Here is a 24,204-nt window from a genome sequence, read left to right as displayed (position 1 = left end):
GTTAACGCTCGGAAAAAGCGTTGCGCATCGTCTGATGGACCGGTTTCAACATGTATGTGAGCAGCGGAGGCTTGACCCCGCTTTGAGACAACTTTAGGTCCTGCGCTCTTTGCTCAGACAATTCGGAGACATGTGCCATGACCCCCATCCGCCCGTGGATCGGCATCGACTTTGGTACGTCAAATTCAGCTGTTGCTTACATGGATGCAAACGCGGCTCGACTTGTACGTTTCGATGGCGATGCACAGACACTTCCAACCACTTTCTTTTTTGACTTCGAAACGCGCGAAACCTTGATTGGTGAACCCGCCAACCAAGCGCTTTTGGATGGGTTGGAGGGGCGTTTCATGCGAGCGCTCAAGCGGGTTTTGGGTACTGCTTTAATGCATGAAAAGCGGCAGATTTTGAACGAGCGGCTGACATTTGTCGAAATCATCGGTTCTTTTCTGCGCCAACTGAGGGAACAGGCAGAGGTCGAACTTGGTGTGCCGTGCACACGCGTTGTATCGGGGCGACCTGTAGTATTTCATGGGGTGAACGACCCGCGAGAGGCTCAGGCAGAAGCTGATTTGCGCGCATGTTACATAGCCGCCGGATTTACGGATGTTCAGTTTTGCCCTGAGCCCGCCGCAGCGGCCATCGCGACAGGTGCCACTGAATGCGGCTCGGGTACTGGGCTGGTTGTCGACATTGGGGGTGGAACGTCTGACTTTTCGGTCTTTCGGTCCCATGCAGCCGAATTAGAGATTCTGGCTAATCACGGCGTGCGCATCGGGGGAACGGATTTTGATCGCGCGATCAGTATCGATCATGTGATGCCGCATTTGGGCAAAGGTTCGATGGTCCAGGATGTCTTTGGCAGCGGGGCATCGAAGGCCCCCAACGCCATATTTAACGACCTGGCGACCTGGGAGGTGATCCCGTTTCTGTACACGGCGCAGAACCGGCGCACGGTGGGCGACATGATACAACTGGCCCAGTCACCTGAACGGTTGGCCCGCCTTGCTTCGGTGCTTGAGCACGAATTGGGGCATGAACTGGCCTTTGCTGTTGAACGTGGAAAGTTTGCTGTGAACTCAGGGTCAAAAGATCCAGCGATCAAACTTGACGTGCTTGAGGCTGGGTTGGCGGTACAGTTAAGTGACGCGCTGGTGGCCGACAGTCTTAACGATCATACTTCACGGTTGGAGACTGGGGTGCAAGAAGCGTTGCGTCTGGCGGATTTAACTGCAGAACAGATCGACCGGGTTGTCTATGTTGGCGGCTCAAGCCTGATGGCCATTGTCCCCGAAACGATGCGACGTGTTTTCCCGGATGCCGAACATTCCTTTGCATCTGTTTTTACCGCAGTGGCCGAAGGTCTCGCGATCATGGCAGCGCGAGAGGGCGTGTAACCGTCGGTGACCAGTTTTAGTCAAGGGCGCGTTCTTTGAGGGGTGCAAGAGTTCACTTTTTTGAAAACATGAGGCGCATGTCACGGCTAAATGCTTTAACAGGCTGATCATCTGGCGCGCCTGCATCGGTCCGAGCAATAGCGAACCTGATCCCAGACCTTTGCCCATTTCCGACGCCATGTGAAAGGTCGCCCACATCTGAAGCAAGTTTTAGAGGGCAGGTCAGATTTCTTGCGCATGCGCATCGGTTAGCCGTCCAGTGGTAAACTCAGTTGGGCCGAAGGTTTTGATCGTGCTTTAGACGATGAGCGGCGTTTGCGACTTCCGTGTTTGGACTGGATGGCGGCGGCTTCGATGTGAAAGGCCGGAGTGCGACGGACAGCCCAAATCCTCTCGCGTGCCAGCTTTGCGGCGGCAAGGTGGTCAAAGATTCGCTCGGGATATAGCGTGCCAACCACCGCCGCAGTATTCGGTGCGGACCACGGCTCTTGTAGATAAGGATCGGCTATCGCGGCCAACTCAGGCACCCATTGCCGGGTAAAAGCACCGGACGGATCCTGATCTTTTCCCTGTTTCACAGGATTGTAGATCCTCACGGCATTGATACCGGTTGTGCCGGATTGCATTTGGACCTGGTTCCAGTGAATGCCCGGTTCATAGTCGGTAAATAGCCGCGCCAATTCCAAACCCGGCGCGCGCCAGTCAAGCCAAAGGTGATAGCTTGCGGTTGCCATCACCATCGCCCGCATCCGGAAGTTCAGCCAACCCGTTGCTCGAAGTGAACGCATGCAGGCATCCAGAAAGGGATAACCTGTTTGACCATTGGCCCAGGCATACAGGTTCGCGGGATCTGGCTGCTCAGGGCGTAAGTCGTCGTAAAGCTTGTGCAGGTTCTTGAATTCTATCCTGGGTTCGTCTTCCAGTTTCTGGATGAAGTGGCAGTGCCAATGCAGACGACCCGAAAAAGAACGCAGCGACTTGCGCCAGGCTTGCGCACCCGAACTCAAATTTTGTTGCCTCTGCCCCGTCGCCTGTGCCACCTCGCGCATCGATACGGCCCCCCAAGCCAGATAGGGCGACAGGCGCGAGCAGGCGTACGCGCCTTGTAATGGCGAAGACATTGCGCGTTGATAGGTTTCTCCTCGACTGTGTAAAAAGCTGTCCAAAAGCTTTAAACCGACGCTTCGCCCACCGGGCTGTCGATCCGGGCAGGAATCTGACACAAGCTGCAGATCCTTCGAGGACGGCACACGGCCTAGATCCATTTCAAGCGCCGAAAGAACTGGCGGCAGAGCTTTGGGTTGCGCCATATGGGCGTCCCAGCGTCTGGCCCACCCTTCGCGCGAGGTCATTCGGCGTTGTACGCCGTGGTTTTTAACTTCACGCCATCGCACCCCGTGTTCAGTGCACCACTCAGCCACCTTCAGGTCACGGCGATAGGTCCAGTTGTTGCCGGTTTCTTCGTGCGACCAAAGCGCAGAGAGGTGCTCCGTAGCATGTAGATCTGACAGGACCTTAGTGATTTCCCCGGTTCGTATAACCAGAGGCTGACCCAACTTGCCCAGATCAGCGCGCAATTGTTCGAGCGTTTCGGCGATAAAGCCCCAGTGGCGGGCAGACATATCAGGTTGCTGCCAAAGGTCCGGTTCTACGACATAAAGCGGAAGCACCTCTCCGCACTCCGCAGCACGTGTAAGGGCGGAGTTGTCCTGCACGCGAAGATCGCGTTTGAACCAGACGATCTGCATTGCGTTAAGCCCGTATTCCAAAACTTCCGAACATAGCGCAGACACTTAGAGCGGAAGTGAAGGTCATCCAGCCTAACAGAGAGCTGCAATCTTAGGTTGTGACCTCTGCTCAGATTGAAACGAACAACCATTGCGGGTGGCATTCGTTATCGCTTTGGAAACATTGCATTGTATCGAAGTGATACTTTTGTGTTGTAAATCAGCAATTAGTCTTACCAAACCGTTAATGAGTGAACAAATTCACATCAATCGTCTTAAAATTGCAGATACTCTTCACAAGATGGTGATGGGGAAAGCTCGAATTGCAGGTGACTGCTTTTCGGGAACCTGTCCGGTTGCCGTGTCGTTTGAATGCGTTGGTTGTGAGGTTCCAGAGTGATCAAGAAATCAAATTTGCTGGTTACTGTTTCGTTTTTAGCTCTGATTTCAAATCCTTTGCTCGCTGCGCCGACGGCGGCCTCGAAGGTTGGTGATACCGTCAAAAACCCGGTGACGGGTCAGGATACAACAGTTAGCGCACTGATCGTAGACCCCGCATCCACGCCAACGGCGGGTACAACAGCCTTCGTTGAAACCGCAGACGGCTACGTTTTTCTGGTCAAGAGCGCAGGCGACACAATCTACAATTCGGACAATCCTCCGCTTGCCTTCAATATTGTCTCTATTACTGGAACGACTGCTCAAATCAGCGGCGGCGGAGCGACCGGTACGGCAAGTTTGTCGACACAGTTGACGCTGTCTCAGTACAACAGCGACTTCAACAGCTCGGGTACGCCGGGGACGGTGACACCACCTGTCAACGTCTCAGGCCCTAATGGGGTGAGTCAGGTTGTCTATGGACAGGATGGCAGCAATGGGCGGGACGGTGCATTGGTGGTTCCGCCGAGCTCTGGTGGAAACGGCAGCACGGGCCCGACTCAGACCCAGTCGCTTAGCAGCGATGTGAATGCCACCAGCAATGTCGGATGGGAGATTGGCAGTGTTGGCGGCGACGGCGGCGACGGCGGGGATTCCTATCTAAGCTTTTGGGACGGGCGCGATGGCGGTGACGGAGGTAAGGGCGGCACGGTAAACGCAACGCAAACGGCCAGCAGCACAATCCAGACATCGGGCGCTAACAACGAGGGGATCTTTGCGTTCAGCCGCAGCGGCCAGGCTGGGAACGGCGGCAGTGGTTTTGCGGCACCGGGTGGCGGCACCGGAGGCCACTCGGCCGATGGTGGTAACGTGACGGTGACCCAGGCTGGATCGATTTCGACCAGCGGTGACTATGCTGACGGTATCTATGCGCTGAGTGTGTCAAACAACGGCGGTAATGGCGGTTCGCAATGGGGATTGGTCGGATCCTCCGGCAGCGGCGGCTACGGCGGCAGCGGTGGCAACGTGGTGGTTAACACGGCGTCCACCGGCACTATTCTGACCACCGGCAATTTTGCCAACGGGATTCTTGCTCAGTCTGTCGGTGGGTCTGGTGGCTCTACCGGAACCAGCGGCAACCTTCTTGTTTCACTGATAGGTAGCGCAGATAACGGCGGCAACGGCGGGCAGGTGTCGGTCTCGCATGGTGGAACCATCGAAACGCGGGGCAGTTTCTCTCGAGGGATCGTTGCCCAATCCATCGGCGGCGGGGGCGGTTCCGGTGGAACTGCCGGGGGCCTCGTTTCTCTGTCGTTGGGTGGTGTGGGATCAAATGGTGGCAGCGGTAGCGCCGTCAGCGTGTCTGTGCAGGGATCAGGAAGCATACTGACCCTTGGGGACGGAGCTGACGGGGTGATGGCGCAGTCAATAGGTGGCAGTGGTGGTACCGGTGCAAATTCCTTTGGTTTAGTTGCCATCGGCGGCGGTGGGTCTCGTGGCGGTACAGGTGCGGCGGTTAGCGTCAGCAACTATGGGCGCATTGTGACCCAGGGGGATGGCGCGCGTGGCATCATCGCTCAATCCATTGGCGGCGGTGGCGGTGACGGGGGATCGTCCGGCGGCATGGTGTCTGTTGGCGGCAACGGCAGCGGCGGCGGCAGCGGTTCGACCGTGACCATTGTAAACGATGGAATCATCACCACGGGCGGCGACGATGCGATAGGCATTTTGGCCCAGTCTATCGGCGGTGGCGGCGGCAATGGCGGCTCGTCCGGGTCTGTTGGGGCCTTTGTGGGCGTCGCAATCGGCGGCGATGGCGGAGCGGGTGGCAAAGGTGGTGACGTCAACGTTACTTTGTCCAATACAGACAGCAGTCAGCCTTCGGCGATCCAAACGTCGGGCGCGCGATCCACAGGCGTTTTTGCGCAATCTGTTGGTGGCGGTGGCGGCAACGGCGGCGGGGCTGTTTCGGTTGCTGTAGGCGCTTTTGGCGCTGCTTCTGTTTCCGTCGGCGGATCGGCAGGCAGTGGAGGAGATGGGGGCAATGTAACGCTTGCTGGCGGCGGTTCGGCTTCGGTGCAAACCGGAGGAGATGATTCAACCGGCATCATGTTGCAGTCCGTTGGCGGTGGCGGCGGCAATGGCGGGTATGCCGTTTCGGTTGCGGTCTCCGGCGGTCCGGTTTCTGGCTCTTTGGCAGTTGGCGTTGGAGGTGACGGCAGTACAGGTGGCAAAGGCGGTAACGTCACGGTTGGTCAGTTTGACAGCAGTGGCGCAGCCGTTGCCGCCGGTTTCGAAGGTACGGTTGTCACAACAGGGAACCGGTCAACCGGTATGCTGTTCCAGTCTGTCGGCGGGGGTGGCGGCAATGGCGGTTTGGCTGTTGCAGCAACCGGCGGTGCCTCGGCGCTGTTTTCCGGCAACGTCTCGGTCGGAATCGGTGGTCAGGCTGGCAGCGCTGGGAATGGTGGGATCGTACAGGTCTCGACCAATGCGGATGTGACGACGACCGGCACAAATTCAAGCGCGATTATTGCGCAATCCGTCGGTGGCGGCGGCGGCAACGGCGGGGGCAGTATCGCCGCCGGGATCAGCGCCAGCGGTGGGGCATCTGCTGGGGTTAATGTCAGCGTTGGAGGCAATGGCGGCGGGGCAGGAACTGGAGGCAAGGTCACTTTGGTCGCGGGTGGCTCATCCATCGAGACCAGCGGCGCGTTTTCCAGCGGTGTTGTCGCGCAGTCCGTTGGTGGCGGCGGCGGCAATGGGGGCTACAGTATCGGGGCCAGCGCCAATATCGGCGGTGCGGCCGCTGGGTCGGTGAATGTCGGTCTGGGTGGCAAATCCGGCGGTGGCGGCACGGGAGGCACTGTAACTGCGCAGGTTGGTGCGAATGTCACCACCCGCGGAAACGATTCCGGGGCGGTTGTCGTTCAGTCCATCGGTGGCGGTGGCGGCAACGGTGGATTCAACGTCGCGGCAGGTTTGGCTGCAGGCGGCGCAGGCGCGGGAACAGTCAACGTCGGTTTGGGAGGTTCAGGTGGCAACGGGGGCAACGGAGGCACTGTTTCAGGTGTTCGTGTCAACGGAGATGTCCGAACCGAGGGTCTGCGTTCGACGGGTGTGGTGGTGCAATCCATCGGCGGCGGTGGTGGTAACGGTGGTTTCAACGTCACCGCAGGTGTCGCCGCAGCGGGCGCCGGAGCTGGTACGATTGGAGTCGGGCTGGGGGGCAATGGTGCTTCGGGCGGCAATGGCGGCATCGTTGAAGGTCAGGTTGCAGGAAACGTTACAACACTGGCTGATGCGTCAAGTGGTGTGGTGTTTCAGTCCATTGGTGGCGGTGGCGGCAATGGTGGTTTCAACGTAACAGCCGGAATAGCGGGGGCTGGTGCCGGCGGCGGTGCCGTTTCCGTTGGCCTGGGCGGCGGCGGCGCTGGTGGTGGTGTCGGGAAGACAGTCACCGGGCAAGTCACGGGTACAGTCCGCACAAGCGGCACGGATTCTACTGCGGTTCTGGCACAGTCGGTCGGTGGCGGCGGTGGTAACGGTGGGTTCAACGTCAGCGCGTCCCTGGCAGGTGCAGGTGTGGGCAGCGGTGCTGTTAGCGTTGGTTTGGGCGGTGATGGTGGCACTGGTGCGATCGGTGGCACTGTCACCCTTACCACAACCAATTCAATAGAAACGACTGGGGATCGTTCCTCGGGCGTAGTCGCGCAATCGATCGGCGGCGGTGGTGGCAACGGCGGTTTCAACGTTTCGGGTACCGGGGCTGGTGCGGGCGTCGGGTCAGGCGCGGTGAGCGTTGGCTTGGGTGGTACCGGCAGTGGCGGTGGCACCGGTGGCGCAGTTACTTTGACGTCCGGCGGCACGGTATTGACGCGGGGCAACGGATCAACGGCCATTCTGGCGCAGTCTATCGGCGGTGGCGGCGGCAATGGCGGCTTCAACGTCAGTGCGTCAGTCCAGGGATCGGGCACCGCTGGCGGTGGTGTGTCTGTCGGCTTGGGTGGAAATGGCGGTGGCGGAGGCGACGGCAGCACTGTCAAAGCCACGTCAAACAACGCTGTTGAAACGCGCGGAGATCAATCTTCGGGTGTCGTCGCACAATCCATCGGGGGCGGTGGCGGCAACGGCGGGTTCAACGTGGCCCCTGTTCTGTCAGGCGCGGGAACAGCCAGTGGTGCGGTCAGCGTCGGTCTGGGTGGATCGGGTGATACCGGCGGCAATGGTGGTGCAGTCACTTTGACGTCCAACGGCACCATTTTGACCAAAGGTTTCGCGTCCAGCGGGTTTGTTGCGCAATCCATTGGCGGCGGCGGCGGCAACGGCGGTTTTAACGTCTCTCCAACCGTCTCAGGCGCTGGCACCGGCGCGGGGTCGGTCTCGGTTGGTCTTGGGGGCTCTGGCGCGGGTGGTGGTGACGGCAGTACGGTCACGGCCAGTACCACTGAAAACGTGGTGACCATGGGTGCTGCTTCGGTGGGTATCCTTGCTCAATCCGTTGGTGGCGGCGGTGGCAATGGCGGCTTTAACGTCTCACCAGCACTGGCCGGGGCTGGCACAGGCGCGGGCGCAATCAGCGTTGGCTTGGGCGGGTCCGGCGGCAGCGGTGGCACCGGTGGCGTTGTTGGGCTGACAGTTGCCAACAGTGTTCGCACCGAAGGCAACCAATCCAGTGCGGTCGTCGCGCAATCCATTGGTGGCGGCGGTGGCAACGGCGGGTTCAATGTCTCGGCTTCTGTAGGTGGAGCAGGTACCGGCTCTGGCGCGGCTGCAGTGGGTTTGGGTGGTCGCGGAACCGGCGGCGGCAACGCTTCGTCGGTCACGGCTGACGTCACTGGTAACCTTGTCACGTTAGGCGAAACCTCTTCCGGGTTATTGGCTCAATCCGTTGGCGGCGGTGGCGGCAATGGCGGCATGAATATCTCGGTCGCGGTGGCTGCGGCTGGAACGGGTTCGGGTGGTGCATCTGTTGGTCTGGGCGGCGCGTCCGGCACTGGCGGCGATGGCGGAACGGTACAGGCAACGCTGACAGGCGACGTCTCGACCCAAGGCAATGAATCCGGAGCGTTCATCGCACAAAGCCTTGGCGGCGGCGGTGGCAATGGCGGCATGAACGTCTCAGCGACAGTGACTGTCGCCGGAAAAGGAAGCGGGGGCGCATCCGTAGGGCTTGGCGGCAGCGGTGGAAGCGGTGGTGATGCCAACACTGCTACGGGCACCGTTGTGGGCAGCGTGAATACTGCGGGCAACAACTCGGGCGGTGTTCTGGTGCAATCTGCTGCTGGTGGAGGCGGCAACGGCGGGCTGAACGTCTCTGCGGCTGTCAATCTCTCGGGCACGGGCGGCGGCGCTGTTGGCGTCGGCATTGGTGGGTCCGGTGGCAGTGGCGGAAATGCCAATGCTGCAACCGGTACGGTCACAGGCGATGTGACAACGATGGGCGACACGTCGACCGGCGTTTTGGTGCAATCCGTTGGCGGCGGTGGCGGCAATGGTGGCGTCAATATCTCGGGCGCGCTTAGCATTGCGCGTACAGGTTCCGGTGCTGCAGGCATCGGCGTTGGCGGCTTTGGGGGCAGCGGCGGAACAAGTGGCACCGTTAACAGCACGGTTACGGGAAACATCAGCACCTCTGGCACACGGTCTGCGGGTATCATCGCCCAGAGCCTTGGTGGCGGCGGCGGCAACGGCGCAACCAACGTTTCTGGTGCGATTTCAGTGGCCAGCAACTATTCGGGCGGCCTCGGTGTTGGCGTTGGCGGATTTGGCGGAAGCGGCGGTGCTGCAGAAAATGTCACGCAGCAGGTCACGGGCAATGTGACGACTGCTGGGGATGATTCAGTTGGTATCCTGACGCAGAGCCTTGGCGGCGGCGGCGGCAACGGTGGTGTGAACATTTCATCCGCGCTCTCCCTGTCTAGGTCGACCAACGCGGCCGTGGGTATCGGCGTGGGTGGCTTCGGCGGCGGCGGAGCAGACGCAGGGGCACTGACTCAATCGACTGTCACGGGCGGCGTGCGCACTGATGGCGACCGCAGCACCGGTGTTCTGACCCAAAGCCTTGGCGGCGGCGGTGGCAATGGTGGCACCAATATCTCGGCATCTGTGAGCATCAGCCAGCAGAACGGGGGCGGGATCAGCCTTGGCGTTGGCGGCTTTGGCGGTGGTGCTGGGAATGCCGGAGATGTGATCAGCACCCTGCGCCCCAGCACAAACGCTGGCGGAACCAGTTCGATTGTCACAACTGGTGCGGAAAGTATCGGAGTTATGGCGCAATCCGTTGGTGGAGGCGGCGGCAACGGCGGTCTGAATGTATCCGGCGCGGTAAGCTTGTCTGGCAAATCCGGTGCGGCTGTGGGTCTGGGCCTCGGCGGTTTCGGCGGCGGCGGCGGAGACGCTGGCACCGTGAAACTAAATGTACAAAGCGACGTTGTTACAGCAGGGGACGGCTCGCACGGTTTGTTTGCGCAAAGCGTTGGCGGTGGCGGCGGAACCGGTGGCACAAATATCTCTGGGACGCTGTCGCTGACCAAACCTTCGGGTTCCAGCACGATCTTTTCAGTCGCGGCGGGTGTCGGTGGTTTTGGTGGCGCGGGCGGCAACGCGCAATCTGTCGATCTGGATTACACCGGCAATGTTCAGGCGGTGCCAATGGTCATATCCAACGGCACTTCGACTGTTGATCAAAGCAAAGGAGCCAGTGGCATCATTGCGCAATCGCTTGGCGGCAGCGGCGGCAATGGCGGGATAAATGTATCCGGCGGTTTGGCGATTAGCGGCAAACCCGGCGCGGGTCTGACCGATCAAAGCAAGTCCTACGCAGTTGTTGTTGGGGTTGGCGGTTTTGGCGGTGGCGGCGGCGACGCCGGTGACGTCTCGGTTGATATCGGTGCAGGAAGCACGATCCGGGCGCATGGTACAGGGCAGTCCGGTCTGCTGGCACAATCCGTTGGCGGCGGTGGCGGCAATGGTGGCATGAACGTCTCGGGTGGGATCGTGTCAGACAGTTCCCTGATCGTGGGTGTTGGCGGGTTCGCGGGCAATGGCGGCAAAACGGGTGACGTTACTGTCACGTCGCAGGCAAACATCACGGTCACGACAAACCCTGATGACATCTCGATCCCCAACACCACAACGTTCGAGGACAAGCTGCGCGATTTCCTGGGCAACACGATTGTCGATCAAACTCAGGAACTGACCTCAACTTTCGGACTTGAGCGTCTGTTTATCGACATGGGTGTCTTCAATGAAGAAAAGCAGGATACAGACGGGTCGGCTGGTCTGCTGGCGCAGTCCATCGGCGGTGGCGGCGGCAATGGCGGCTTGAACGTCTCGGGCGGTATCGCGCTGAGCAAGGACGGTAAAATACCCTCGGTCACATTCGGGGTTGGCGGCTTTGGCGGCAACGGCAATATCTCGGGCAATGTAGCGGTGGATCATGCGGGCGCGGTTTCGGTTGCGGGCAACTGGAAGCACGGTGTTCTGGCGCAATCTATTGCGGGCGGCGGCGGTAACGGCGCGCTGAACGTGACCGGTCAACTGAACTACGGCGATTCCAACAATTCCAGCGGCAAGACTGATCTCAGCATCGTTGGCGGCCTTGGCGGCCACGGAGGCACCGGCGCGGATGCGGGCGACGTAACTGTTGCGCAAACCGGCAATATCTCGACAAACGGTTATCACGCACGTGGCCTCTTTGCGCAGAGCATTGGCGGCGGTGGCGGTACCGGTGGGATCAACGCGACGTTCGTGGGTACCAAAGACAGCTCACCGATCGCGATGGGCATTGGTGGCTTTGGCGGCGGCGGCGGTGACGCGGGCAATGTCACCGTAGCGCGCGGAACGTCGACAGCGGCAGCGGGTACCATCACAACCGATGGGGCCGGATCACACGGGATCGAGGCGTCCAGCATCGGTGGCGGCGGCGGTGACGCCGGGATCAACGCGGTTGTCGGTATTAGCAAAACAACCGGCAGTCAGAGCAATGGCGGCACGGGCGATTCAAGTGGCCGCAAAACGCCCACGAACACAGGCGTCGATGACTCAGTCATCGCAAACTACAATGCGGTACTTGATGAGCTTGAGGGAAAGGTGAACCCGGCGGATTCCTCGGGTAATAAAACGGGTGTGTCGGCTGTGGTGGCCATTGGCGGGTCTGCCGGAACAGCGGGTGATGGTGGCACGATTGATGTGGACCATTACGGCAATGTCCTGACCAAGCAGGACGGCAGCCACGGGATTTTTGGGCAATCCATCGGTGGCGGTGGCGGCAACGCAGCCTTGAACCTGGGGATGACCTACGAGTTGGCCTCGGACGCGACCAACAAGGGCTTTGGACTGGCGATTGGCGGTGGTGTCGGAAACGGCGGCGACGGTGGTGCTGTCGATTTGCGCCATACCGGTGACATCACCACGCAAGGGGCAAATTCCCACGGTCTGTTCGCGCAATCTGTTGGCGGCGGGGGCGGCAACGCCGGTTACAACTCTGCCTCTACCTCGGTGGATGGCGGCAACGTCAACATCCAGATCGGTCGCGTTGGCGGTACGGGTGGAAAGGGCGGCAACGTCTATGCAAGCTCGAACGGAATCATCTCTACGCAGGGCAACAGCTCTTATGGCTTCTTTGCACAATCGATCGGTAACGGAGGCGGAAACTCGACCTCGACCTCGGTCAGCATCGGAACCCCTAAGACCGGCGACAGCAAAGGCAACAAGGCCAGCCTGTCCGTTGGGCTTGAAGGTGGCACCGGCGGTGAAGCCGGCGATGTCACAGCTGTTGTGGCTGGTACGGTCTCAACCCAGGGTACGGATGCCCATGCGGTGTTTGCCCAAGCGGTAGGTGGCGGCGGCGGCACCGGCGGCAAGGCCAGCAACTCGGCCGGCAAGGGCACATCGATTGCCCTGTCTATCGGCGGCAGCGGCGGCAGCGGTGGCTTGGGGGGCAAGGTTGACCTCACCAATACCGCGCGGGTCGCGACCTTTGGCGACCGGTCAAACGGGTTGCTGGCACAATCCATTGGCGGCGCGGGCGGCACCGGCGGTATGGTTCAGGCGGGTCAGTCGAACCTCGATACCATCAAAGCCGTAGTAAACCCGTCGACCGTTGGGACCACTGCATCAATCAATGTCGGCGGTACAGGCGGGGACGGCATGACCTCGGACACCGTATCCGTAGACAGCGACGGGATCATCACAACCCAAGGCACAATGTCTCATGGCATCTTTGCGCAATCCGTCGGCGGCGGTGGCGGCATGGGGGGTGTGGTCGAGAACCGCATCATCAGCCTGCGCAAAGACATCGGCAACACGGCTACGTTGTCAATCGGGGGCAATGGCGGCACGGGTGCGACCTCGGCGGCTGTGTCGGTCACGAACCGAGACCTGATCCAGACTGTTGGTGACAAATCCGTTGGTATCTACGCGCAATCCGTTGGCGGCGGTGGCGGAGACGCTCAACAGGTGCGCAACATCATCCTAGGTCGGTCCTCGGACGGCGCAACGACAAACGCCATTCTGATTGGTGGCACCGGCGGCATAGGCGGGGCTGGCAGCACAGTGACAGTTGCAAATACGGTCGACGGTACAATCCTGACCAGCGGTGCTGAAAGTCACGGTATCTTCGCGCAGTCTGTTGGTGGCGGCGGCGGCACTGGCGGTTCGACTATTTCGGTCGACGGCCGTTATGGCGGGGCTGAGGCCAGCACGCGGCGGGCACTGCAATTTGGTCTGGGCGGCTCGGGTGGCACAGGCGGTATTGGCAGCACCGTTTCAGTGACCAATGCGGGTACTATCGTGACCACGGGTGCCGGAGCGCATGGAATTTTCGCCCAGTCCATCGGTGGCGGTGGCGGAAATGGAGGCAGCTCCATCACCGGGACGCTGCGGCTGAAAACCGGCGACAACAGCTCGCCCACAGCGCAGTTGAATATCGGCGGCTCGGGCGGCAGCGGTAACGTTGCAGGCAATGTAATCGTTTCCAACAGCGGCGATATTCAGGTCGATGGCGCAGGGGCTTACGGTGTCATGGCGCAATCCGTCGGTGGCGGCGGCGGCAACGGCGGTCTGGCCGTGTCCATGGATGTGAATGACCTCAAGAACACGATGACCGGCAAGTCTTACTCCAAGATCGCCATTGGTGGTTCGGGCGGATCGGGTGCCGATGGCGGAGACGTCACGGTCAATCATACCGGCACCATTGTGGTGAACGCCCAAAACGGGTTTGGCATTTATGCGCAATCCGTAGGCGGCGGTGGCGGTAATGCAGGTTACTCGGTCTCGTCCCCGCTGGTTTCGGCGCTGGATTACACCATTTCACAGGCCTTGGGTGCCCGTACAGGAACAACCGGTTCGGTCGGCACCGTTACCGTGAATTCGACTGGCGACATTCTGGTGAACGGCGAAGGTGCGCAGGCTGTGTTTGCTCAATCGGTGAATGGCGGTGGCGGCAATGCCAACACATCGGTCAATTTCACAACGCGGACCTCTGGCGCGACAGGTTCGGTCGTGCGCAGCGACATTGCCCTTGGCGGCGACGATGTATCAGGCACGGCGGGCAATCAGGTTACGCAGACGCATGACGGCAACATTGCCACGACGCGTGACAGATCGACCGCCCTGATGGTGCAGAGCGTCGGTGGCGGCGGTGGAACCGCGTCCACCAACGTGGACGTCGAGGATGGTGACGCCATCGACGTCACGGCACGACTGGGTGCAATCAACACCGACGATGCAAGTGGTGGAGATGTAACCGGCAACCGTACGGGTGATGTTGGCACAGATGGCGCATTCTCGTCGGCGGGTACAGTGCAGTCGATTGGTGGCGGCGGCGGTAAGCTGGTGCTGAACAGCAACGGCAGTGGCGTGGCCGGTACAGAAAAGGCTGCATCGGTGATCCTGGGTGCTGATCCCAGCTTCAACAACGATGGCGGTGCGATCAGCTTGTCGCTGGACGGTGATGTCTTTACCGGCGGAGACCGCGCGTTTGGTCAAACGGTCCAAAGCATCGGAGCGGGCGGTGGCGAGGTTGTGATCTCGGGGCTTGGTGCCACCGATGTGACCCTGGGCGCGCAGGATGGATCGACCGGGGACGGCGGCAATGTCAACTTCACCAATATCGGTGATATGACCACAAGCGGCCAAGGCTCTCATGGCTTCGTCATTCAGAGCATCGGCGGTGGCGGCGGTATTGTCTCGACCGACATGGCGCAAAGCCGGATCACCGTGGGTCTGTCGACCAACAATGGCGGCAATGGTGGAGATATCGATTTCACGCAGACCGGGACCATCGTAACCACCGGCCAAGACGCGATTGGTGTGCTGGCGCAGTCTCTGGGCGGCGGTGGCGGCATGGTGGATTCAGTCTTCCGTGGTTCCGCTGGCGGCGCGGGTTCCGGTGGGGCCATCGACATGGCGCTGAGCGGCAATATCATGTCGGTTGGCGCAGGCGGCATCGGTGTTCTGGCGCAGTCCGAGGGGCGTGATGGCGCAGGTGCCATTAATCTTGGCCTCGATGGTGTCATCATGGGTGGCACCGGGCAGACGGGCTCGGTTGCTTCGATCGTTGTTGACGGGGGCACGAACAACGCGCTGTCGCTGTCGGCGAACAGCGTTTTGTTGGCCGGGAACAATCAACTGCTGAATGGCGGGGATGGGAACGATCAGGTGACACTTTCGGGTGCGGCGCTTGGAAACCTGAACCTTGGCGCAGGTTCCAACGGCCTGACCGTTGCAAACGGGGCTGCGTTCTATGCGCTGGATACCGTTGATCTGGGTTCGGCGGGGCTGATGCAGGTGAACGGCGAGTTTGTTCTAGGGGCCAACTGGGGGCTGAACACAACGTTCACGTCATCTGTGCAGGCCAGTAACTTTGCTTTCTACGGCAATGTCAGCCAAACGCTGGACCTGACCGGAAGCCTTGCCTTCGGCAATAGCGCAACGTCGACGTTTGATGTGTATTTCCTCACCTCAGGTGTATCTGGTGGTAGAAGCGATCTGGTCAATGTGACCGGAAACGCAACAATTGGCGGTACGTTGACGCCACAGCTGAACACGCTGGAACGCGCTTTGCCTTTGGTGATCATCAATCCGAATGGCACCGCAGCGGATGCCGGAACAACGATTCAGGACACGGTGGTTCTGGACTATTCGATAGGTTTGAATGGTTCGACATCTGACGGCAGTTCCATCGATCTGGTGGTTGCGCCCGACTATTCGACGCAAGGGATGAATGCCAACCAAACGGCCATCGGTAACTATATCAACCAAGTGCTTTACGGTCAGGGATCGGCGGCACAGGGCGAGTTGTTTGCCCTCATCGGCAATATGCAATCCGAGGCTGAGGTCATCGCTGCAATCAACACGCTGTCGACGTCAGACTATGCGTCTGATCTGGTGGATGCTTACTACGCCACACGGGTGTTTGCAGACACACTGCACAATTGCGAGCGCTTCACGGATTATCAGGTCGGTGATGATCCGCGGAACTGCATGTGGTTCTCGGGTGGCAGGTCCTTCTTTGACCGCGACCAGACGGGAATCTACGATGCGCTCGACATAAACGCGACCAACCTGTCTGCAGGTGTGCGTATTCCGGTCGGAGATGAGCTTTACGCAGGATTTGCCGTGGGTCACGACCGGATGAGCCTGAGCAACGGGTCGTCCTATACTGCAAATGGCGACCGGTTCAATCTTGGCGCGTCGATCACCAAGTATTCTGGTGTGTGGGAATTCGCAGCCCAGCTGTCTGCCGGTTGGTCGGACTACGATACGCTCAGCGCTGGTGGGATCGTTGGCGTGTTGCCAGGCGGGACTGTTGTGAACACGTCGGGGATCAGTGAGATCACCCACAAGACCAACCATCAGAACCTGCGGTTGAGCTTTGCCTATGACCACAGGTTCGCTGGAGGCGCGTCTTACCTGCGCCCTGAGTTGTCATTTGACGCAACACGTCTGGCCACCACGAGTAACGGTCAAGCCACGTTGTCCGGGGTCACCCTGCAAGACGACAGCAACATGATCTACTCGCTGACACCTTCGTTGGAAATGGGGACCGAACAGGTCCTGAGCGGCAAGCAGAAGCTGCGCGCCAGTTTGCGGGCGGGTGCCATCTTCTCGTCCGATGATACAGTATCGGTCACTGCCGGGTTCGCGGGGGCCAGCGCTGCAGATGGCGGTTTTGCCAATACCAGCTATGTCGGCGACAGCCATGGGGTCATTTCGGCACGGCTTGGCTTGTTCGCACTGGATGACAGCCGCTTTATCAATCTGAGCGTGGATCATATGTTCGGAGACTCAACTGAGGCTTTGCAGGTCGGACTTGGCCTTGGAGTACAATTCTAATTCATGAGGAACATCAGAATGAAAACTTGGATTTGTGTCTTGGGCGTCTCGATGGGGTTGGCGCTGCCGCTGACCGCTCAGGAAACCGAGGCACCGCTTTGGTCTGTCAATTGCAGCAATTTGGTCAGTGGGGGCGAGTTGGTTTGCGAGATGACACAAAGCATTGTTCTGGCCGAAAACAATCAACGTCTGACCTCGATCGCATTTGTGAAACCGGCTGGAAATGACGAAGTTGAGGCTGTGCTAACCCTTCCTTTTGGACTGTTGTTCTCAGAAGGGCTGGTGGCCAGTGTTGATGGCACCGAAGTGGCGCAGCCCGCGTTTTTGACCTGCGAGGCGCAGGGGTGTTTTGCCCGCTCAACGGTTTCCTCGGACTGGATGTCCGCCATGCGCGCCGGAGACCAATTGACGATCGCGGGGGTCAACCGGATCGGTGAACCGATTACCTTTACCTACGATCTGGCGGGTTTCAGCAAGGTCTCTGATCTGCTGCCATAAGTTCCACCTCAGGGTTACACCTGGACTGCGCCCGCACAGGCTGGCGCAGCACTTTAATTTCGAATTCTGCTTGGAGCACCTTTAGTTCGGGGCGACCTGTCATATGGCGGCGATGTGCAGGTATCATTCCAGTTCTGAAAAGAGCCAAAGACCCGCACCACGCACCGTTGACGTCCTGGTTAGGTTGCCGAAGTAGCAAGGAAAATACAAAACAGTCACCCATAACCATGTCCTATACAAACGGACATGTTGCTGCTCGAGATGCTGACCGATGCCGAGCGTGAATGGATAAACGCGTATAACCAGCGCGTGGTTGAGACGCTGGGGTCCGGTTTGTCACCTGATGCGCTCGCATGGTCAAAGACAGCGTGCGCGCCAATTTGACCTGTAGCGGCATCATAAACGCGGCTTGTTCATGCGATCCTGAGCAATGCCTAAATCTCGTTCAGGGCGCTGATTATGTCTTCGGCATGTGACGGATCGGCGAACAGGGCCCGAAGTAAAGCGCTCAGGGGGTAGTTGGGCCAAGCCTCATCCAAGAGAAGAATTGTTGCCTTTGCCCGGTCGTACTCTCCCAACCTTTGATAGGCTGCGGCAAGATAACCGATCGAGATGGCACTGACCGGGTCACCCAATCTGATCGATCTGTTGAATTGGTCGACGCAGCCTTGATAATCTCCCAAATGAAAATTCGATGATGCCAGCACGCTTCGATATGGGAATCTACGATTGGTGGTGTCGTAGTTTTGCGCGCGTTTGGCGGACCTGGTAGCACGTTCAAAATCTCCACCAAACAACGCAAACAAAGCGTCAAAGTTAATAACATGGATGTCATCAGGCGCGAGGCGGATCGCACGGTTCGAATGGGCCATCGTCGCGTCGAAGTCGCGCTTGGCAAAAGAGACAAGAGCCAGCGCCGAGTGGCTCCAGCCTTCACTGGGTGCGAGTTCTACGGCTTTATCGGCATGCGCCTCTGCTTGAACCAGAAAATCGCGCTTCTCTGCTCCGGTCGGAGTGGTGATCGCCAAGATTCCTAACGATTGTGCCGAGCCCGCGTATCCGCCAAAATACGAGTTGTCCAACGCAATGGCACGCTCAAACATACCGCTCACAGCTTGCAATCGGGCACGATCCAGAACTGGGAACATCAAAGGACGCGCTTCGTCAGCCAGATTCATCGCCTGCAGCTTGGAGGGATTGGTGGAAAACAGAGCTTCCCGGGCAGCTTGTTGTTTTCTCGCGGCTTCGGATGGGGCTGAGGTGCTTGTCGACTGCAGAGGGTTGAATTGCAGGTACAGTCCAGTGGCGGAAATAACCAGAACAATGATTAGTGCAGCGCTGCGCAGCCAATGGCGACGCGTCCAAGGCTCGCGGTTTTCATGCTTGGTCGAAATCACCTCAAACCGGGGTACATAACCTCCGGGATCCACGTGAATGCGCAAACACTCATCCTGGCCGGAATTCGAGTAATAGTTTGCCAGTCGCCGCCGCATACGGCCGGCATCTACGCGCACCACGGCCATTGGATCGCCGCGCCCACCCAATGATCTGCCGTAGACATCCTCGGCAATCGACTTGGCCCGGATGTTGTCCCCGTGCCCAGCCAAAAGAGTTTCAACGACATATCGTAGAAAAGACTGTAACCGCTCAGCCCCTTCAAATTCCGGGCTGTTCAATATGGCATCCAATGCCTGCCGGATCTCAGGATCCGTCAGGTTTTTCGGAATCGGATCACGGCCCGATTCTGAGTGTAACCCCCTAGATGTCACCACATCAGCCGCTTTCACGCTTTTCGTAAGCATCTGAAAATAAACATGTTACGACGTAACATACGTTAAGATACCTGAATATGTAAATGAATTTCGACGATACTTAACCGGAAAGGAGGGGGAATAGCCTTTTCGCTGAGGCCTAAGCGAGATCAGGTACCTTGGGGATCGACATGGTTTCATTGACATTAGTGTTTCCGGAACAAACGAACGAAATCGGCCGACTACGCAGTTCGGATACGGTGTTTGCTCAGATCTGTGCCGACTATGAAAGCTTGACAGCGCTGCTGCCCTGCGATGCCAGCGATCCAACCTACACAGATTTAACTGATAGCCTTCGGGGGCTTGAGGACGAAATTCGGCTCTACCTCGCGTCCAAATCAAATTCCTCCGAAGGTTAACAAACCGCAGGAAAGGTGATCCAAATGCTGGCTAACTTGTTGTTTTATTTGGGTCTGGTCGTATCGTTGTCTATCGGCTTTATGTATTTCCGCGACCTGGGGGATATCAGCCAGATGGTGTTGAAGGTGAAGCGGAACAATATGATCCGGTTCATTCGAAACGAAAACACTTATATCGCAGTTGGTGTTGGCGGGTTGGCTTTGATGCTGTTGGGTCATCTGATGGGCGGCGGTCCGGGTTGGTTGTTCTTCCTCGGCGCGCCTGCCGTAACGCTTCTTATAGTCTTCCTGTTCGTTTTCCCTTGGATCTGGGTACACGTTGGTCTGCGAAACCAGCAAGACAGCGCCCGTTACTTCCCTATCTCGGAAGCCAAGCAATTCATAAACCCTTCGGCAAGCGTTCTTGTGATCGAAAACAACGGACATGCCCGCGCCCATTCCGATGCGCAGTTGATGCGCCCGCATTTGGCAGGAAATTCTGAAGGGTTGGGTGGCGACGATATTGTGATGACATACTGCGCCATGGCCAATCTGGGTCTGGCTTACAAACCGCAGATCAATGGCAAACGGCTTGATCTTGAAGTCATGGCCCAGCATGGCAACAACCTGATCCTGCGGGACAACACGACAGGCGAGCCCATTCAGCAGATTTACGGCCGTTTTGACAATGATCCGTCCGATCAATCTGCTATGCAGCCTTGGCCTACCTTTCGGATGAGTTTTCGAGGCTTCCAAAAGGCATATCCAGATGGCGAAGTGTTTTTGAACAAACCCTCTTCAAACCCTTTCTTGCGGCTATTCGATCTGTTCACCGAGACCGTTTTCGCCTCGGGGATTGCGAAGCAGCATCAGGAGTCAGCGCCGGTCATGGATAACATGAGCCATAGTGATGACCGGTTGCCCAACAAAACCTACGTTTGGGGCGTTACAATAGCTGACGATGCTGTCTGCTGGACCGATGACTTCATTGCTGAGCATCAAGGGTTGATCAATGCAAACGTTGGGGGCCGAGATGTCGTGGTTGCCTATGACCCGGTCTATGAAAGCGTGGGTGTCTGGTACAATGACGGCGGCGCTCCGATAACGAAAATTGATTTCTTCGGCAATTCAAATCACGGAAAGCTCAGCCGTGTCGAAACCCTGAGATCGGGGATGTTCTGGCATGTCTGGGTCGAGTTCTTTCCGGCTACAGACATCAACCGCGTAGGGACTGAAACATTGGACGCAGCCCAAATTCAGAAGCCTCCAGTATCCGAACCCGAAACAGAACCGAAACAAAGCCAATGAGTGGAGGCGACATGAGACAAGTGGTTTGTCTATCAGCGAGCGTATGTATCGCAGCTCAAATGTTAACGGCGCAGGAAGCGCCGATCATTCACGACGCCGAGTATTACATACTGCAAGCCCAACACGCCGAAAAATGGGCCGAGGATGATGCTGCGGTTGACGCGCTGCTTTCCGAGTTCCGGGAGCGCAATAATGGCAATCCGCCAAACATCCTTTCCATCCTGATTGATGATCTTGGTTTCGGGGATATGGGTATACCGGAACTCAACGCAGTACGAGGCATTGAAACTCCGAACATCAATCAATTCTCGGACGAAGGTATGCGGATGGTGCGAATGTACACCGAACCATCCTGTACTCCGACACGGGTTGCTCAAATGACTGGGCGTCTTCCAGTACGCATGGGAATGGGCAACACGACTGTGGATATAGCTGGCTTCGGTCTTCCAGGAAAAGAAGTCACTCTTGCTGAGGTTCTTAAAGAAGCCGGCTATGCCACCAGCCATGTAGGTAAATGGCACATGGGTGACATCGCTGAGAGCTGGGCGATGAACCAGGGTTTCGATTACGCACAACATGCGATCCACCAACAAGGTCAGCTTACGATTTTCAACGACGATGCCATTCGCGAGCAAGTCTCAGTCGGTATCGGAGATTTTGTCCCTGAGTACGTGCTCGACGAGTGGTTCCGCCCAGACGCTTCAGCAATGATGACCGTCATCGAAGGCGAGGCAGGTGGACCTATCCGCGAGATTAGAATGCAACCTGGTGAACGTTGGGGCGCATTGAAATACGATGAGATGAACCAAGCGTATCAAGACAAAACGATAGAAGAGCTAAGACGTCTTGCAACCGGTGAGCAACCATTCTTCCTTCAATACTGGCCGATGATCCCACTACATAACACGCGTACTGGACGAACTGGGCCAGAGTCACCCAATGGGGGCCTCTACGCCGATAAGCTCCAGTTGCTCGATGAATACCTCGGGGAAATCTTCGCCGAAATGGAAAATCTGGACGTCGCCAATAACACTGTCGTTGTTGTCATGGGTGACAACGGACATTTCACCAAATACTCACCTCAATCCGGCTTCACACCGATGATCTACAAAGGTGGCAAAGGCGACACCACCGAAGGCGGGGTTCGAGTTGACGCCTTTATTCGCTGGCCTGGTGTTATCGGCCCAGATTCAATGGTTAACAACATCTTACACGTCTCCGATCTCTATACGACACTGTCACGTATTGCTGGTGCAGATGGGTTCATCCCGCGCGATCGGCTGGTAGATGGCGTCGATCAGTCAGCATCGATTTTGTTCGCTGATGAATCCAAAGGTCGCCGAGACTCGTTGATCGTGTATAACATTGATAAACCCGGAGCGATCATTAAGGATAAATTCCGAATGAACCTGCCGAAGGACCTAACAAACGGTATTTTGGCAGACTTCATAGACATTTATCGCGACACTCACGAAAAGTACCCTGTCTCGACTGAAGTCGGTGCTTGGGGAGGTCAGGAATTCGTTCGAATTCTCGCTCGTCACCAAGCCCGGAAGGAAAAATTCCCTGACGAGAAGCCCGCGTTCGGCATCCCTTACGAGGGGATTGAAAACATTCGCCCTGAAACCGCCGCGGCAGTTGAGGCATTCAAAATCAAGCAATCCTCGGTAAGCAAATGAGGTGCGTTTTGCCCAAGCATCGCCAGCGTGGCCTGTTCCTGTGGAAGTGAAAAGCTAGGAGATCGGTAAATGAACTTAAATACACCTGCTTGCGCCGTCAGCGCGATAGCTCTGTCCTATCTGCTTGCTTTTGGCGCGTCCGCTCAATCGCTTCCCGCGCCGGGGCAAGATGACGAAGGCTGGCGGCATACCCTTGGATTTTACTTATTCACACCACTCAGAACCACAGGAACGTCCACGGTTGCAGGTCTTTCGGCTGATCTTGATCTTGATCTGGGCGACGTCTTGGAAGTTCTCGATTTCGCGGCCGCCGGGCGTTACGAAGCCTGGAATGGTGACCTGGGGATTATCGTTGATGCCAACTATGTGGGAATAGAAGAGGACGCGACGCTGCCAGGGCCGCTCGGGTCGTCGGTGAATGTGGATGTACGGCAAAAATGGTTTGCGGTCTTAGGCGCTTATCGAATTGCAGACGGCACCTATGGCACCGCCAATCAACGCTATACCGTCGATCTTCAGGGTGGCATTCGATACAACTCGATCCGGCAAGAGATCGACATCACAACACCAGGGCCAACCACTCCACCTGTATTGGGAGGGGATCAAGGCTGGGTTGAACCGGTCATCGGTGCGCGCGGCATGTGGCGATTGAACGAACGATGGACGGCAGTTACGTCAATCGACCTTGGTGGTTTCGGGGCTGGGGGAAATGATCTTCAGATCGGCGCGAATGTCGGTTTCGATTATCAACCCTGGGACAGAACATCGATCATATTTGGGTATCGCTATTTCAGCGTTGACTACAGTGACACACTGAGCACGGGTGCGTTTGCCTATGATGTGACCCAACACGGGCCCTACTTTGGATTAAAGTACTTCTTCAATTGAGTGTCTTTACCAAGCAATTCTGACCTATCGTGGCCAAGCCCGATCTGCTCGGGCTGGGTTCAGAGATACTTTGCTCTTTGTCAGTCGCCTTTCAGGTAGACGGGATATGATCTTCGTCACTGTGCAGATTTCTTTCAAATGACAGAAAGTCATAGTACCCGCACCGATCGCCATGTGGATATGCGCGGCAAGCCTTGGGCCGCGCGTCGTATACTGTGCAGACGCGCAGGTCCTGGTCGAAAAACACGCATATCTTTTTGTAAACGCGATCAACTTTATGCTTAAGCTTCAACGGATATTGGCTGCGCCCACTGAACATTCCAAACTTGGTGTATTTTGAGATCAGTTTCTCTTCCGAGATGTCCAAATGCGAACACAGCCTGGTGACGTCGGGGGCGAGCAGGTCGATTTCATCGTAGGTGCAACAAAACCCGGGGCATTTGCTGCAATCGTAGTTGGCTGCCATTTTTACCCCTTGAAGTTTGCTGTGTGGTCTCTGCCTCTGGCAGAGAAATATGGAATATCGGCATGCGTTCAGAACGTTGACTGGGCGTCTGGGATAGAAACTAAAACCTTGACCGATTGGATGTGCAAGCTCATTCTCCTGATCAGAAAGGGAGATACCATGAGTGATTTAACTGTTTTTGTACAAGAAGCTGATTTGAATGAACTGCCCATTGCCCATCTCAACAAGATTGAAGAAATTCTTTTGCGTTCGCAGGATAGCGCTGTGCAGCAACTGGAAAACATCACTACAGCGATCAAGCTGATCAATGACAACCGCCAAAGACGCGATGGCGGTGGTGGTGTTAAGAAAAACCCGAACAACAAAGGCTGATCCC

13 protein-coding genes are annotated in these 24,204 nt (G+C 57.7%); 9 read left to right on the top strand and 4 right to left on the bottom strand.

The window, feature by feature from the left end:
* The first annotated feature begins 137 nt into the window (after nt 1–137).
* Nucleotides 138–1,394, top strand: coding sequence for an Hsp70 family protein (locus tag GS636_RS21260; protein WP_171672487.1), 1,257 nt, complete (start codon nt 138–140; stop codon nt 1,392–1,394).
* 107 nt (nt 1,395–1,501) lie between these two features.
* Here the strand turns inward: GS636_RS21260 and GS636_RS21255 are convergent, their stop codons facing one another.
* Both GS636_RS21255 and GS636_RS21250 read right to left on the bottom strand, forming a co-directional pair.
* Nucleotides 1,502–1,633 carry a DUF2256 domain-containing protein gene (locus GS636_RS21255; protein WP_216602992.1) on the bottom strand — a complete coding sequence of 44 codons (132 nt, stop codon included), beginning with the start codon at nt 1,631–1,633 and terminating at the stop codon, nt 1,502–1,504.
* A gap of 9 nt (nt 1,634–1,642) precedes the next feature.
* A complete protein-coding gene (locus tag GS636_RS21250) occupies nt 1,643–3,142 on the bottom strand; it encodes an FAD-binding domain-containing protein (RefSeq protein WP_171672481.1) in 1,500 nt (499 codons plus the stop codon).
* A 375-nt stretch (nt 3,143–3,517) separates the two neighbouring features.
* Here GS636_RS21250 and GS636_RS21245 point away from each other — a divergent pair, with 375 nt between their 5' ends.
* From GS636_RS21245 to GS636_RS21235, 3 genes are all read left to right on the top strand, one after another.
* The gene (locus GS636_RS21245) at nt 3,518–16,840 is read left to right on the top strand and encodes a hypothetical protein (RefSeq protein ID WP_171672478.1); all 13,323 of its coding nucleotides are present in this window, start codon (nt 3,518–3,520) and stop codon (nt 16,838–16,840) included.
* A gap of 18 nt (nt 16,841–16,858) precedes the next feature.
* A complete protein-coding gene (locus tag GS636_RS21240) occupies nt 16,859–17,338 on the top strand; it encodes an invasion associated locus B family protein (RefSeq protein WP_171672475.1) in 480 nt (159 codons plus the stop codon).
* A 234-nt stretch (nt 17,339–17,572) separates the two neighbouring features.
* Nucleotides 17,573–17,722: a M24 family metallopeptidase C-terminal domain-containing protein gene (locus GS636_RS21235; RefSeq protein ID WP_371808764.1), complete on the top strand. Its 150-nt coding sequence runs from the start codon at nt 17,573–17,575 to the stop codon at nt 17,720–17,722.
* 50 nt (nt 17,723–17,772) lie between these two features.
* On the opposite strand, the gene GS636_RS21230 is transcribed toward GS636_RS21235, so the two are convergent.
* On the bottom strand, nt 17,773–19,140 hold the full coding sequence (locus GS636_RS21230; protein ID WP_171672472.1) for a tetratricopeptide repeat protein: 1,368 nt from the start codon (nt 19,138–19,140) through the stop codon (nt 17,773–17,775).
* A 140-nt stretch (nt 19,141–19,280) separates the two neighbouring features.
* Here GS636_RS21230 and GS636_RS21225 point away from each other — a divergent pair, with 140 nt between their 5' ends.
* From GS636_RS21225 to GS636_RS21210, 4 genes are all read left to right on the top strand, one after another.
* Nucleotides 19,281–19,508 (top strand): hypothetical protein, encoded by a 228-nt coding sequence (locus tag GS636_RS21225; protein ID WP_171187466.1) that lies wholly within the window; start codon nt 19,281–19,283, stop codon nt 19,506–19,508.
* Between the two features lie 24 nt (nt 19,509–19,532).
* On the top strand, nt 19,533–20,795 hold the full coding sequence (locus GS636_RS21220) for a DUF3179 domain-containing (seleno)protein (protein ID WP_171672470.1): 1,263 nt from the start codon (nt 19,533–19,535) through the stop codon (nt 20,793–20,795).
* A gap of 11 nt (nt 20,796–20,806) precedes the next feature.
* Nucleotides 20,807–22,474, top strand: coding sequence for a sulfatase-like hydrolase/transferase (locus GS636_RS21215; protein ID WP_171672468.1), 1,668 nt, complete (start codon nt 20,807–20,809; stop codon nt 22,472–22,474).
* Between the two features lie 69 nt (nt 22,475–22,543).
* A complete protein-coding gene (locus tag GS636_RS21210) occupies nt 22,544–23,362 on the top strand; it encodes a hypothetical protein (protein WP_171672465.1) in 819 nt (272 codons plus the stop codon).
* A gap of 91 nt (nt 23,363–23,453) precedes the next feature.
* On the opposite strand, the gene GS636_RS22960 is transcribed toward GS636_RS21210, so the two are convergent.
* Entirely contained in the window at nt 23,454–23,828 is a 375-nt protein-coding gene (locus GS636_RS22960) for a YkgJ family cysteine cluster protein (RefSeq protein ID WP_171672462.1), read from the bottom strand.
* Between GS636_RS22960 and GS636_RS21200 the strand changes: the two genes are divergently transcribed.
* Nucleotides 23,730–24,200: a hypothetical protein gene (locus tag GS636_RS21200; RefSeq protein WP_171672437.1), complete on the top strand. Its 471-nt coding sequence runs from the start codon at nt 23,730–23,732 to the stop codon at nt 24,198–24,200. The genes GS636_RS22960 and GS636_RS21200 overlap by 99 nt on opposite strands.
* Nucleotides 24,201–24,204: the final 4 nt, after the last annotated feature.

It is taken from the genome of Ruegeria sp. HKCCD4884 (assembly GCF_013110855.1).
GTDB lineage: Bacteria > Pseudomonadota > Alphaproteobacteria > Rhodobacterales > Rhodobacteraceae > Ruegeria.
The sequence above is the reverse complement of the archived record's forward strand: the minus strand, read 5'-3'. Positions and strand labels throughout refer to the sequence as shown.